Below are 13,979 nucleotides of genomic sequence, written 5' to 3'. Positions count from 1 at the left end.
ACAAAAAAAGGTTTTTTAAGAGCTATTCTTCTTAATACAAAGAGGAGAATAAAATGTCTAAAAAGCGAGCTTATTATACGGCGGCCAAGAAGGCAAAAATAACGCTAGCTGCGATTGAGGGGAAACTCACACAAGCGCAAATTACCAGTGAATACGGTGTTCACGCAACGCAGGTAAAAACTTGGAAGCAATCGGCCATCAAAGCCATTAACGATTTATTCTCTGGGGCTAATGAAAAAGAAGCCAAGTCCCAAGAGCAGCTTGTTGAGGCATTATATCAAGAAATTGGTCGACTTCAAGCGCAGCTATCTTGGCTAAAAAAAAAGCATGAACTTTAGTCTGGATGAAAAGCGCGTCATGATTGATCCTCTTGCCGAGCTCACCATTCGTGAACAATGCTTGCTATTAGACTTGCCTGTTTCAAGTTATTATTATAGTGCCAAGCCCATTTCTGTCGAAGATGAAGCGCTTATGGCGCTACTTGATGAGCACTATCTGCAGTATCCATGTGAAGGTAAAATTAAGCGGGCAAGATGGCTGTCAAAAGAAGTAGGCTATCCTGTTGGTAAACGTCGAGTAAAAAAGTTGATGGAAATGATGGGGTTATCGACTGTTTACCCAAAGCCAAATACAAGCGTTCCCAATAAGGAGCATGAGGTGTTCCCTTATTTATTAAAAGAGGTGGATATCACCAAACCAAATCAGGTTTGGGCCGCAGATATCACCTACATCCGCATGAAAGGAAAGCATGTGTATTTAGTAGCTATTATGGACTGGTATAGTCGTTATGTGATTGGATGGGCTATTTCACCTACTATGGAGGCTGAATTTTGTATTGAGGCGCTTAGAAACGCTTTGCTGCATTCGCGTTGTGAGATCTTTAACACGGATCAGGGTTCTCAATTTACCTCAAAAGATTGGATAAATACGCTAAAATCTCACCACATTTCTATCAGCATGGATGGGCGAGGACGTTATTTAGATAATATATTTATCGAGCGATTGTGGCGTAGTGTTAAGCAAGAAAAAATCTACCGGTATGATTTTGATACAATTGAAGAGGTTGAGCTGGCCTTAACGGAGTATTTTGAGTATTATAATAACCGAAGGCTTCACCAGTCCTTTAATTATTTAACGCCCGCAGAGGTGTATTATGGCCGGAAAAGACCATAAACCCTAAATGAGAGCGTCATGACTTACCCACAAGGCCCACAGGCCTATACGAGAAAGTGAAGCTCTCCTGACCTGTGGACTTGTGGATAAGTCATTCTGATAGAGTTGTGGTAAAATGACCTAAGACAATTCGTAGTAGCAATCACTATTCATACGGTATTGAGTAGGTTTAAATAGGTTAATTTGAGTGAATTTTTAACTATAAATGATGGATGAATAGCTCTTATTTTTCCTTAATTTTGTTCCAGACATGCGGACCCATATCAGAAGAGTGCAGGAGATACTCTAACCTGGAAACAGTTTTCAAGTTGGCAGACTAACTACGTCCAGAATATGGCTATCCTTAATTAAACAATAAATTTTCGACAGAGCCTTAATTTTGATCAAATGAGCAAAATATGATACAATATAATCCATACTTTTTTCTTGAGTAACACACAATGCATGGCACATTTATATCTGAACTTGAACAAATAGAGCTTCCTGAAATAAATACATCTTGCGAAGTCCTTATCAGCCAGCTAGAAAAAATTAAAAGTCATTTAAATCTTGATGTTAACATTGAAACTCAAGGATATTGTAATGCCTCATCGAATCTTTATGGTTATTTTAAACTTTTAAAAAAGGAAAAATTTATTATAAATCTGACCAAGCTTATCTGTTTATGGGATGGTCATTCTGACATAAAAGAAATAGCTAATGAATTTTTTAATCTCTATGAAATTACCCAAAACTCTCTCCAGTACCTGTCAAACATTCGCCAAAATGATACTTCGGAGTTAATTTCATTTATTAAATCAGAAAGCCTGCCCGATATAGAAAGAATCGCTACAGCTTTTCCATTATCAAAAGAACAGAGAATAAAAAAACTTTCTGAATTATTGCATTCAGAGGAAGTGTTATTTATAAAAAACAGCGGGCATATTATCTGTGTTGGGATATCTGGGGATGAATACTGTCTTCATGACTCAGAGAATTCAAGCTTTGAAAGAAAGTTTAAAAATATTGAAATTCTTGAAGAAGAAATCATTAAAGCATTGCATCCAGATGTAGAAGACTCTATGTATCTTCCAATGTTGATGTACTCTTATAGATTAAAAAATCGAGATCTAAGGCCAGTACAAATCTCTGATGATGAAAAAATAGAAATAGATGAAATGCCTCAAGATATATTGGATAGAGTTCTTTTTCTCGCTGTATCTGAAGGAGAATTATCTGTTGCGAATATGTTGATTTCTTATGGAGCCGATATTAACTATCAAGCTCAAGCCGGATTTTCTCTATTGCACATAGCAGCCCAAAATGGTCATCAGCAAGTAGTCAACATGTTATTAGATAATAAAGTAAATCCAGATACCTTAAATAGAGAGTTATTCACTCCGCTTTATCTTGCAGCCAAACATGGACATGAAGAAGTAGTAAAATTACTTGTAGCCTATAAATCTGATGTAAATACCCAAGTCTCTAGACTTAAATTCTCACCATTATTTCATGCATCCTATCATAATTATCCAACTGCTTTGCGGACTTTGTTAAAATTTAACTCTGATACACTTAGTGCCGCAGGTAAGTTCGGAAATACAGCGGCGCATGCCGCTGCTAAGTTAGGTTACCTAGAGATTTTAGTAATCCTTGGAGAAGCAGGGGCAAATCTAAATGCACAAACTAATAAAAAAACTACGCCTTTGCATCTCGCTGTAAGCAATGGGCATGTCGATATTGTAAAATATCTGATTGAAAAAGGTGTAGATATTGATTTGCAAGATGAGAATAATCATAGTGCCTTGGAAATTGTCGAAAGCAAAGCTTATAAAGACCCTTCGACAAAAGAAATTCTTATCGATTTGTTACGATCTAATAATCCTATTAATAAAATAAATCCCTGATTCTGGTTCTGTCGCAAAAATTATTAAGGACGCAAAGCACAGGAATTCTGGCTTTGTCGAAAATTAGTTAATGCATCTTCATTGATCTTATAAGCTGTTCTGATTGGCAAGCAAAGTGCTAAATTACCCGCATTATTCTTTAGTCGCCTCCAACGATATACTGAAGAGCTACTTACTTGAAATAAGCTACAGGCATCAATAATTCTTCCTCCTGATTCAATAAAACTAATAACACGCTCTCGTAAGTCAATCGATTTAATATTCATTATAAAAAGTAGAATAATATCACAATAAATACATCTTTTGAAAATCATTTAACTATAGTATGTTATTACCACAGTTGGGCTTTCAGAAAGAAGAATTTGACTGCTTTAAGAACTCTAATTCCTCTGGCGTAGACTCCCTACCCAAAATTGAATTCCTATGGGGATATCGTCCAAATGTCTCAATAATAGCAGCATGCTTCAGCTCAAATTCATAATTAGCTTCCATTTGAGGCTGGCTAAAAAGTTGCTTTGCTTGCTCATGAATGATTGCCGATTCACTGTGCATAAATGGCATATAGAGAAAGCTTCGTTGAGTAGGCTCAAGTTCTTTATCAAAATTATTCTTAATAGCAAATTGCGCTAATACAATTGCCATACCATCAAAGGAAAAGCTTCGAGACGTATCTCTAAAAATATTACGTGAAAATTGGTCTAATACAATTACCTCTGCTAATGATCCTAATGGGGTATCACGCCACTCAAATAATTCACCATTTGAAGCCTGACGATGTAATTCAAGGAACTTACTTTTGATTAAGTCATCTAAATTGCTATCCTTTTTCCACCAGTCGGCAGGAGATAATGTGTCAAACCAAAAATCTAATACGTCTGTATAAATCATCTAATATTCTTATTAGTTAAAAAAATTATTTTACACATTAGGTAATGACTATTGCACATCATTTATAACAATTGAAAAATATATTTTATTTTTCGTATATTATGGGGCTTTGGGATACATTTCTTTCAACCAAATTGATATACCAATTACTGTAAGGAAACAAACAAAATACTTATGTTTATTCAACCAACTCATACATGATTTCATTGCGTTTCATAATGGGCAAAGTCCAAGGAGGGTTGTAAAAAGCAAAAAGCGGCTCACCAATAACTTGAAGCTGGTTGGCTTTAATAAATTCGTCCAGAACCAGAAGATTTTTATCGATCAATTCGTTGGAGCGAGTTCCAGAAAATTGGATAACTACCATTTTTTTGGGGGGGACTTGCCTTATTTTAACCTGATTATTATTTGGCTTAGGCAAACTTTCAATAGTATATTCTTCTGGCATAACAAATCTAATCTTCCATTGTTGTTTATCACTTTGCTGTTGCATGACCGGTGCTGTCATAGCTATTTTGGTAGATTTTTGCTGAGTTATAGGGCTTGTCATGGTAATGTTGTTGCCAAAAATGTAATCTGCTAGCAACCTGAAGCCTCGGGTAATGGTCTCGTCCGCATTACCTGATAACGAAACCTCCGCAATTATCATTGGTTGATATACCCTAATTTCTATAGATCCACTCTTTTCTGATACAGAGTATTTAGGTTCTTTTACGTTTCTCATGCTGTAAAAATAAAAGGCAAAATAAGCTGTTACTAATAGTAACAACAATAATAGGGTAGTTACGATGTATTTATTCATTGCTTTATAGCTCTCATCCTTAATCTATACTCATGATACCCCAAGATGATAATTTTCAGTATCAATTGAGTGGGGCTTTGGGACACGGCTCTTAATAGCAATGCTAGTAGTCTTTATCGCCGATCAAATTGGACTGAAACCTTTCGAATAGCTCTTTTACTGAACTCATATCATCAATCCAAGGCATGTGCCCTGCATTTTGTATCGTTTTTATGGTTATGTTGTCTCTTTTAAAACGACCATCATTTTCAAAAAGCTCTGGTGGTGTCATACAATCTTCCGAACCACCTATAATCAAAGTTTTTACAGATTCTGGAATCCATGTGGCATTAAAATTAAGCTCTACGGCTTTAACCTGCCACCAGTTTGCCGCATGGTAGTTGAAAGGAAGGTCTTGTAATACTTGCTTACCTTGCTCTAATGTTTTATCGGTAAAATAATAAATTGCGCAGGCCATTAATGCCGTTTTAAACGTTTCATCAGAAGGATTCGCAACGAAATTCTGAAGAGGTATTTCAATGGAAGGCTTGCCCTTATCTTTGGCAACTCTGTTTGCCGTATCATGCCATAACATTGGTGATGAATTTAAAATAACAAACCCAGCAAGCATCTGCTCAAGTTGAGGGAACATCAGTGGAAACATGCCTCCAAAAGACTGACCAACCAGGATAGGGTTTTGAAAACGGCTCACCAAAGACAACAATAACTCAAACCAATTATCAAAATCGTAGTCATCACAGACATGATTGCTCCCATTGTTGGGTAAATCAATTAACCATGCATTGCCTGGTAAAGAGAGTTCTATCGCCAAACCCTCAAGATATTTTGAATCAGCACCGGGACCGCCGGGTAAAAACAACCAGTTATAGTTTTTTCCTGAATTATTGGAAACAAGTTGATATCTGGTAGATGTTTCATCCCATAAATAATTGTGTTCAATCATTTTCTATATACCTTTTAAAAATTTCTGTTCTTTGTAGATATTCTATGTACTCTACCAGCGATCTAGAAACCACCCGCGAAACACACTCCCTTCTTTGGTTTAGAGTTCGAATTTTTGCTGCATTATAATTAGCTAGATTTTGTCTGTCTATTATTGGTCAACGTATTTAAACTTGAAACAGTACATATTGATCTTGCCCTGATTTGTCGGACACCTAGCTAAGGGAGTAAACTCCTAAAGCAGAGGTGAACAATGAGCAATAGTGAGTCAGATAAAAAAATAGTACGTAAAAAATATAGCCCTCAATTTAAAGATCAAGCTCTTGAACGAGCGGTTAAAGATGGCATACCACAAGTAGCGAAAGATCTTGGCTTAAAAGAATCCATGTTGTATTACTGGAGAACTCAACAGAAACAAGGCGGTGACTCCATTGAGAATCAAAAGTTACAACAAGCAGAAGTATCCCGATTAAAACGAGAGGTTGCTCGATTAGCAGAGGAAAATGCCTTTTTAAAAAAAGCGGCGGCGTACTTTGCCAAGGAATCAAAGTGAGGTACGTCATGATTAAGGACCAATCGAATAAATTTCCAGTGATGCTCATGTGCCGTTTATTAAGAGTGTCTGTCAGTGGTTACTACAGCTGGCTAAATCGAGAACCCTCTTTACGCCAAAAGGAAAATATAAAGTTAGCCTGTAAAATCAAGGCTATTTTTGATGACTAGAAATCACGCCCAGGAGCTCCTCGAATTACTAAGCGATTAAACGCTGAGGGAGAGCCAGCTGGTCGCCACCGTGTTGCTAGCATTATGAAACAACACGGTTGGCGTGCTCGGGCTGCGAAAAAATATAAAGCAACAACAAATAGTAATCATCAATTGCCTGTTTCGCCGAATCGATTGGAACAAGATTTTTCAGCTCAAAAACCAAATGAAAAATGGGTGAGCGACATTACGTATGTGTGGACTGATGAGGGCTCGCTCTACCTTGCTGTTGTGATGGACCTGTATTCGCGCATGGTCGTTGGCTGGTCTATATCAGAGCGTATGAGTGCCAAATTGGTTATCGATGCATTACAAATGACTTTATGGCGTCGTAAACCACCACCAGGGCTTATTCTTCACTCGGATCGTGGTAGCCAATACTGTTCCCATGAGTATCAAAAGCTTCTTGCCTTTCATGGACTAACATGCAGCATGAGTAAGCGTGGCGATTGTTTTGACAATGCTGCAATGGAAAGCTGGAATCATAGTTTCAAGGTTGAGGCTATTCATGGAGAAAAACTAACAACAAGAGCCCTTACTAAAAATCATGTGTTCGAATATATTGAAATATACTACAATCGAAAACGACTTCATTCGACGATCGGTTACAAAACGCCGGAGTTCTTTGAAGCTAAAATTGTCGCTTAGCAAAGTGTCCGATTTTCCGGGGCAAGATCAATGTGATTATTATGGATAATGCTGCATTCCATAAATCAGAGCAAACCAAAAAAATAATAGCAGATGCCCAATGTACTCTGTTGTTTCTTCCGCCTTATTCGCCAGATCTAAACCCAATCGAAAAATTCTGGGCTAACTTAAAAGCCTATATAAAAAAAATAATAGGGCAATTTAATACACTTGCGGGTGCTATTGATTATGCGTTTCAATCGATAATTTAAAAATCAAACCACTATATTATAGTTTTTAAAGATTATTATTTTAAAAACCAACGGACTATTGGTTTTCTCCTTCTATTTATGGCTTCTCCCCATTTTTGGCGGCATTTCAATCATCCGCATAATATTTTAACTATAATTAAACTGCCTCCCGATTAAGGGTTAAGCTCTTAGTTTCTACTTTTTGCTTCAGTTAAAAATGGGGGGATTACTAATTGATAAGTATTTTTGATAATTATTTGGCTTCTGTAATTTGACGCTCGTGAATTATACCTGGCAAAACCTGTGCATCTCGAATTACTAGTATATGCAGCGATAGGTAGATTAACCAAACCTCGGCAGTATTGTTTCCATTTATAATTACTGAGATCAACCACATTAGTTGCGGTGGAAGTAATCACCCATAAACAAATCTTCAAATAAAATTGCAATCCATTTTTAGAACGATTATTCTATTTTAGAATGATTATTCTAAACAGGATGGCTAGGATGCATAAAAAGGATGTGCAAAACCAAGAAGCAGTCAATCGCTGCATGCTTTTATTCTGGGAGCAAGGCTACTTTAAAACGTCTATCGATGAACTGGTTAAAGCCAGCGCTCTTAATCGAGCCACTATTTATAATCAATTTGGCAGTAAGGACGCATTTTTTAAAGCAATGCTGGAGCATTATGAAAGAGAAGTTACCAGCCAACTCACGTCTCCCCTGCTGCAAAAACCGAGTGGAATAAAAGCCCTTTATGCTTTTTTTGATCAGTTTGTTGTCTTAAGCGAGGGCGGCCAGTTAAAAAATGGATGTTTTTATATTAATGCTGCTGCTGATGCGCCTTTACATTCCCCAGAAATCGTTGAAAAAATTAACGCTTTTATTCTGAGACTGACCCATTTACTTCGCGAGGCCTTAACGATTGCCCAATCCGAAGGCGATATACCCCAAGATTTAGATATTGAAGATGCCTGTCAGTTTTTGATTGCCAATATTTTTGGATTATTCATTCTGGCTCGTGCTACTAATGACAGCAATAAATTAAAAGCACATATTCGAATAATCAAACGATTTTTTAGTTAAATATCGTCGATAGACAACAAAAGGATTTGAAGATATGAGCTTTACAAACCTAAGCTATCTTTTTAAAAAGATACCAACAATGGTTTCATGCTTACAAAGATTAGGATGGTAATTTGGGTTCTGTCGCATAAAATTTCTGATTTTGTAGTCTAACCATTTTTTCAGGCTGCAGTTAAATGATCAGTTTCAAATGGAAGCATTTTAAACAAAACATTGTATCCTGTCAGAATCGCCGGGTAAGTGTCTGCCACTGAGTCCGGATTAATCCGAGCCGCGCGCGTCAGCAAGCGGAATTCTTTAAAAATATTCAAAATACCTATTGACACGGTTTTTCTGTAAAACTGATGTTTTTCCATATCAAACGTAAGTCATGCAATATGCATGCCCTAAGATCCCCAAGATCACAATGTAGCCCCTTTCACTAATAAAACATCTCCCTCCTGAGGTCAGATTTTTTCTTAGCCCTTAGTGGCGTTAAAACTCGAAAAATGCGTTCAAAAAAAGTCATGTTATGATTGCCGTATCAGCATTAGTAACGCAGTGGTAGATGATGAAACGCCAAGAAATCAAACAAGTTTTAGATGAGTTAACAAAAGATATCGATAGTCTTGCCGACAAAAAGGCCGTGACTATCATTAAGGTATTGGTTAATTTGGTCGAAATGCTTGCCGAAGAAAATGCTTTGCTCAGAGAGGAAAACCAAGTATTACGTGATGAGATAAACCGCCTTAAGGGTGAACAGGGCAAACCTAATATTCGCGGTCAATCCAAAGGTAGCAATGGCGATAATACAGGCAATTCCAATCATTCATCTGAAGGAGATCGCAATAAACGTGGTAAAGGGAACAATAAAAACACAGGCAAAGACAAAAAAAACGTACGTATTGATAGACGTGTTACGATTGCTCTGGACAAAGCAACGCTGCCAGATGACGCCAAGTTCAAGGGTTTTGAGATTCGAATCATCCAGGATCTAAAAATCATCACGGATAATGTTGAATTCAAGCTGGAAACGTATTACTCACCATCTTTGAAAAAAACCTTTATTGCGCCGATTCCTGGCGAATATAAGGGCAGTGAATTTGGTCCTGGGGTTAAAGTGGGTATTCCTGCCCATCGTGATCAGTCATTATCGCCCTACCGTGATCAGTGATTATCGCTTGATCGTGATCACCGATTATCGCCTGATCGTGATCACTTTTCCCAAAAAACAGGAATAGGTGATCACGATGCCACCACTCCATATGGGGCGTGGCTTTTGCAAGCATTAGCACCGGTTATACTAGTTAGTTTAATCGGAGAGTAAAAATGTCAGCAAAAGGAACATCTATGCGTAAATTGATTCAGATACTGCGTCTTCATTTTGAGTTAAAATTAAGCAGGCGCCAAATAGCAAACAGTCTTAGTGTATCGGTTGGTGTGGTTATCAAATACATCAATCGAGCCCTGGATAAAAATCTTTCATGGCCTCTTCCTGAGGGGATGGACGAGCCAGCTTTACTTGAAATTTTAAAGCCGAAAGCCGCTCATGCCAGCCTAAACAAGGCGCTAGACTTAATAGATTTCGCAAAAACTCACCAAGAATTAAGCCGAAAAGGCGTCACATTACAGTTGCTTTGGGATGAACATCAATCAGAACAAGAAGGCGCTTTAAGCTATTCTCGTTATTGTTACCACTATCGTGCTTATAAGCAAAGCCTAAAACGCTCGTTGCGTCAGACACATAAGGCGGGAGATAAGGTTTTTATTGATTACAGCGGTGTTACGTTCAGTATTATTGATCCTGAAACAAATGACATCAGGGCTGCTGAAATTTTCGTAGGTGTTTTGGGTGCCTCTAAGTATACGTTTGCTGAAGCCACATGGTCTCAGCAACTTCCTGACTTTTTGGGTTCTCAACGCCGGATGTTTGAGTTTTTTGGCGGTGTTCCAGCACTTGTTGTGCCAGATAATCTCCGTTCAGCCATCAGTAAATCATGTCGATATGAGCCTGATACGAATCCAACATACGCACACTTCATTGAGCATTATGGCACAGCTGTACTTCCAGCAAGGCCTTATCGTCCTCAAGACAAAGCATCTGTTGAATCAGGTGTTCAAGTTGCTCAACGTTGGATATTAGCCCGATTACGACATCAAACCTTTGTGGGTCTTAATGAACTCAATGCAGAGATTGCACGGCTATTAACCATAATGAACCAAAAACCATTTCAAAAACTACCTGGATGTCGCGAGTCAGTCTTCATGGAAATGGACAAACCTGTATTAAAACCGTTACCAGCAGATGCCTATTATTACAGGCAGTACAAAGCGTCTCGCGCAGGTATTGATTACCATGTTGTGCTTCAAGGGCATTATTACAGCGTGCCTCATAGGTACTGCGGCCAGCTCATTGATTTATGGTTTAACCAGCATACGGTTGAATGTTATTTTGAAGGAGAGCGCATAGCGATGCATCTGTATTCAAGCATACCAGGTAAACAATCCACGATTTCTCATCACATGCCCAAGAGGCACCGCATACACACCGAGCAATCAAAAGAGAGATATTTACGGTGGGCGAGCGAGATAGGTGCTTGCACACACATGGTCGTAAAAAGAATATTTGATGAAAAACCTCACCCCGAACAGGCTTACCGTTCCTGCCTTGGTATTTTGAAACTAGCGAAACGCTATGGAGAAATCCGTTTAGAGCAAGCCTGCTCCTATGGTGTACACCAGGGGGCATACAGCCGTAAAAGCGTGTTATCCATTCTAGAAAATAACCTTGACCAAGGAGCAAAAATTCATGCATCACGTGACGTGAACCTACATGGATTAACGCATGACAACATTAGGGGCTCTCAGTATTACCACTGAGTCTGTATCAACAATTTTTAATTAAAAAACAAGGAAAAAAATGAACAATGAATCCGTATTAGAACAAATGAGACAACTAAAAATGACGGGCATGCAGGAGGGCTTTCGTGAACAACAAAGCCAACCCAAACACGCCGACTTAAGCTTTGAAGAGAGGTTAAGTCTCTTGTTGGACCGCGAAATACTACGCAGAGACAATAATCGTGTGCAGAGTTTACAGCGGCGAGCAAAACTCAGGCAATCTGCAGCCATTGAAGATGTTTGTTATAAAAATAAGAGGGGTTTGGAAAAGGCAAAAGTGATGGCTCTTGCTAAATGTGACTTTGTTCGTCACCATCAAAATTTACTTATAACCGGACCTACCGGCTGCGGGAAAACATATCTTTCATGCGCTATCGGAAACCAAGCTTGCCGTCTAGGTTATAAAGTTCGCTATTTATTGTTAACGCGATTTTTAGAAGAAATGAGCATCTCACATGCCGATGGAAGCTATGCCAAGTTAATGACGCAATTACACAAGGATGATGTACTGATTCTTGATGACTTTGGATTAACAGCAATCAATGCAGCACAACGCCACGACTTGTTTAATCTTATTGAAGATCGGTATCAGCTAAAATCGACCATTATTACAAGCCAGTTTCCTGTGGCTAAATGGCATGAGTATTTAGGTGAGCCAACCATCGCCGATGCCATACTCGATCGCATCTCTGAAAATGCACATCGAATAGAACTCAACGGAGAGTCCATGAGAAAAAAAGAAATTGCTTCATCGTGATCACTTTGTAATAATCTCACCGCTTGTAAAAACAGCGCAGTAATAGGTGATCACGCTAGGCGATAATCGGTGATCACGTTCGCAGGAATACCCATAAAGCGCTGGTCATCACATTATACCGTGATGCAGGGATGACGGAGAGCGCCATTGAGCGCTTTTTAAAAACATGTGGTATTCAAATATCACATGGTAAAATTGCTTCCATGCTGACAGAAGGCAATGATATTTTTCATCAGGAAAAAGAAGATATTGTCGATGCCGGTAGCAACGCAGGCTTGTACCAGCAGATGGATGACACAGGCAGTCGTGTTAACGGCAAAAATCACTACACCCATGTTTTATGTAATGACTTTTTTACAGCATACTTCACTCGTCGTAAAAAAGATCGCTTGACCTTATTGGAGTTGCTGTGTCGAGACCAATTAAAGTTTATGTTTAATCAGGAGGCTTATGAGTTAATGGATGAGTTTGGTCTCGCAAAAAAATGGTTGGATCAAATTAAACCAATGCTGCATGCACAACCCCTCACACGTGAATCAATCGATAGTTTGATGGGAACACTTTTTCCAAATCCAAAAAAACACAGCACGAATCGACGCATAATTCTTGAGTCAGCAGCTCTTGCCTATTATCAGCACTCGAAATACTTCATCCATTATTTAATGACAGATGATGCGCCTCAGTTTAATAAATTGGCCCTACATCATGCGCTGTGCTGGATCCATGAAGGTCGTCATTATAAAAAACTCACTCCATTCTCAGATATGAATCAGAATATATTGGCTGTATTTCTTGAGCAATTATGGGATTTCTACCATGCATTATTGACTTACAAGACGGCTCCATCTCAATCAATGGCCCAACAACTATCAATGCAATTTGATACTTTGTTCGCAACCACGACAGGCTATGATGTTTTAGATCAACGCATTGCAAAGACACGTGCTAAAAAACAAGCGTTATTATTGGTGTTAGACCATCCATTTCTGCCATTGCACAACAATGCCTCTGAATTAGGGACACGGTTTCAAGCAAGGATACGCGACATCAATCTCCAAACGGTCTCCCAAAATGGCACCAAATCAAAGGATACGTTTGCCACGATTGTACAGACGGCCAGAAAACTGAAAGTTAACGTTTATCAGTATATTTACGATAGGGTGACTAAAAAATTTGAAATGCCATCATTGGCTGAATTAATCTTACTTAAAGTGCGGCAGGTTCCATGCACCACATAAGCATCTCGAGATAATTCCGCTTGCTGACGCGCGCGGCTCGGATTAGTCCGGGCTCAGTGGCAGACACTTACCCGGCGATTCTGACAGGATACAAAACATTATCTTGATGTTGGTTCGGTGGTACCTTGCCTACTCGTTAAGTTACCGTGATATTGAAGAATTAGCTCTGGAAAGAGGCTTAAAAGTTGACCACTCTACTGTGTATCGCTGGGGCAGTGGATGTATCTGTATCGAGCTGTAGATAAAGTAGCTCATACCGTTGATTTTATGTTTTCAAAAAAGCGTGATGAGCCAGCCGCTAGAGCCTTTTTTGTTAAAGCCATCGGTTCAAACGGCATTCCAGAGAAACTAACCATGGATAAAAACGGCGCAAACAAAGCAGGCATCAATACTATTAATCTACATTTATCGCTCTTATTTATGTTGAGCGGCGTATTCATGCAGCTCGCGGTTCGTCAGATAAAATACCTCAATAACATGGTTGAGCAAGACCATCGATTTATCAAAAAAATCACCAAACCCATGAAAGGGTTCAAAGCATTCCACTCCGCCGAAGCGACACTTACTGGAATTGAGCTCCACCACATGCTGCGTAAAGGGCAGCATAAACAGTCAGCGAACCAAACGATTTTTGAACAGTTCTATGGCCTAGCGGCATAGGTGTGTCTAAAATAAATCCGTCTTACG

The 13,979-nt window shown here is 38.8% G+C and carries 14 protein-coding genes and 2 pseudogenes; 11 read left to right on the top strand and 5 right to left on the bottom strand.

Annotated features, from left to right (window positions below; translation table 11 throughout):
• Positions 1 to 53 precede the first annotated feature (53 nt).
• The 3 genes from HRS36_RS05225 to HRS36_RS05215 all read left to right on the top strand — a co-directional run bounded on the left by HRS36_RS05225 (position 54) and on the right by HRS36_RS05215 (position 3,059).
• Positions 54 to 338 carry a transposase gene (locus tag HRS36_RS05225; protein WP_173235475.1) on the top strand — a complete coding sequence of 95 codons (285 nt, stop codon included), beginning with the start codon at positions 54 to 56 and terminating at the stop codon, positions 336 to 338.
• Positions 328 to 1,173 carry an IS3 family transposase gene (locus HRS36_RS05220; protein WP_173235473.1) on the top strand — a complete coding sequence of 282 codons (846 nt, stop codon included), beginning with the start codon at positions 328 to 330 and terminating at the stop codon, positions 1,171 to 1,173. The genes HRS36_RS05225 and HRS36_RS05220 overlap by 11 nt, the downstream gene beginning before the upstream one ends.
• Positions 1,174 to 1,613: 440 nt before the next feature.
• Positions 1,614 to 3,059 (top strand): ankyrin repeat domain-containing protein, encoded by a 1,446-nt coding sequence (locus tag HRS36_RS05215; RefSeq protein WP_173236494.1) that lies wholly within the window; start codon positions 1,614 to 1,616, stop codon positions 3,057 to 3,059.
• A 23-nt stretch (positions 3,060 to 3,082) separates the two neighbouring features.
• Here the strand turns inward: HRS36_RS05215 and HRS36_RS19025 are convergent, their stop codons facing one another.
• The 4 genes from HRS36_RS19025 to HRS36_RS05195 form a co-directional block, all read right to left on the bottom strand.
• Positions 3,083 to 3,325, bottom strand: coding sequence for an IS630 transposase-related protein (locus HRS36_RS19025; RefSeq protein ID WP_173236493.1), 243 nt, complete (start codon positions 3,323 to 3,325; stop codon positions 3,083 to 3,085).
• Between the two features lie 82 nt (positions 3,326 to 3,407).
• On the bottom strand, positions 3,408 to 3,947 hold the full coding sequence (locus HRS36_RS05205) for a DUF924 family protein (protein WP_173236492.1): 540 nt from the start codon (positions 3,945 to 3,947) through the stop codon (positions 3,408 to 3,410).
• Between the two features lie 178 nt (positions 3,948 to 4,125).
• Entirely contained in the window at positions 4,126 to 4,749 is a 624-nt protein-coding gene (locus HRS36_RS05200) for an SOUL family heme-binding protein (protein ID WP_197933213.1), read from the bottom strand.
• Between the two features lie 103 nt (positions 4,750 to 4,852).
• Positions 4,853 to 5,692 carry an alpha/beta fold hydrolase gene (locus HRS36_RS05195; RefSeq protein ID WP_173236491.1) on the bottom strand — a complete coding sequence of 280 codons (840 nt, stop codon included), beginning with the start codon at positions 5,690 to 5,692 and terminating at the stop codon, positions 4,853 to 4,855.
• A gap of 252 nt (positions 5,693 to 5,944) precedes the next feature.
• Here HRS36_RS05195 and HRS36_RS05190 point away from each other — a divergent pair.
• The 3 genes and pseudogenes from HRS36_RS05190 (at position 5,945) to HRS36_RS05180 (ending at position 8,417) form a co-directional block, all read left to right on the top strand.
• Positions 5,945 to 7,101: pseudogene (locus HRS36_RS05190) on the top strand (IS3 family transposase).
• A 41-nt stretch (positions 7,102 to 7,142) separates the two neighbouring features.
• Positions 7,143 to 7,352 carry a transposase gene (locus HRS36_RS05185; protein ID WP_173236490.1) on the top strand — a complete coding sequence of 70 codons (210 nt, stop codon included), beginning with the start codon at positions 7,143 to 7,145 and terminating at the stop codon, positions 7,350 to 7,352.
• Between the two features lie 486 nt (positions 7,353 to 7,838).
• Positions 7,839 to 8,417: a TetR/AcrR family transcriptional regulator gene (locus tag HRS36_RS05180; RefSeq protein ID WP_173236489.1), complete on the top strand. Its 579-nt coding sequence runs from the start codon at positions 7,839 to 7,841 to the stop codon at positions 8,415 to 8,417.
• A gap of 161 nt (positions 8,418 to 8,578) precedes the next feature.
• Here HRS36_RS05180 and HRS36_RS05175 read toward each other — a convergent pair whose 3' ends face one another.
• Positions 8,579 to 8,773: a hypothetical protein gene (locus HRS36_RS05175; RefSeq protein WP_173236488.1), complete on the bottom strand. Its 195-nt coding sequence runs from the start codon at positions 8,771 to 8,773 to the stop codon at positions 8,579 to 8,581.
• Between the two features lie 191 nt (positions 8,774 to 8,964).
• Here HRS36_RS05175 and HRS36_RS05170 point away from each other — a divergent pair, with 191 nt between their 5' ends.
• The 5 genes and pseudogenes from HRS36_RS05170 (at position 8,965) to HRS36_RS05150 (ending at position 13,952) form a co-directional block, all read left to right on the top strand.
• Positions 8,965 to 9,570 (top strand): hypothetical protein, encoded by a 606-nt coding sequence (locus HRS36_RS05170; protein WP_173236487.1) that lies wholly within the window; start codon positions 8,965 to 8,967, stop codon positions 9,568 to 9,570.
• Positions 9,571 to 9,725: 155 nt separating this feature from the next.
• Entirely contained in the window at positions 9,726 to 11,276 is a 1,551-nt protein-coding gene (istA, locus tag HRS36_RS05165; protein WP_173236263.1) for an IS21 family transposase, read from the top strand.
• A 40-nt stretch (positions 11,277 to 11,316) separates the two neighbouring features.
• On the top strand, positions 11,317 to 12,054 hold the full coding sequence (gene istB / locus HRS36_RS05160; RefSeq protein WP_173236264.1) for an IS21-like element helper ATPase IstB: 738 nt from the start codon (positions 11,317 to 11,319) through the stop codon (positions 12,052 to 12,054).
• A gap of 131 nt (positions 12,055 to 12,185) precedes the next feature.
• Complete coding sequence (locus HRS36_RS05155; protein WP_173236486.1) at positions 12,186 to 13,292, top strand: IS66 family transposase; 1,107 nt, start codon at positions 12,186 to 12,188, stop codon at positions 13,290 to 13,292.
• A 106-nt stretch (positions 13,293 to 13,398) separates the two neighbouring features.
• Positions 13,399 to 13,952 (top strand): annotated as a pseudogene (locus HRS36_RS05150) (IS6 family transposase).
• The last annotated feature ends 27 nt before the right edge of the window (positions 13,953 to 13,979 follow it).

The organism is Legionella antarctica (assembly GCF_011764505.1).
Lineage (GTDB): Bacteria > Pseudomonadota > Gammaproteobacteria > Legionellales > Legionellaceae > Legionella > Legionella antarctica.
The sequence above is the reverse complement of the archived record's forward strand: the minus strand, read 5'-3'. Positions and strand labels throughout refer to the sequence as shown.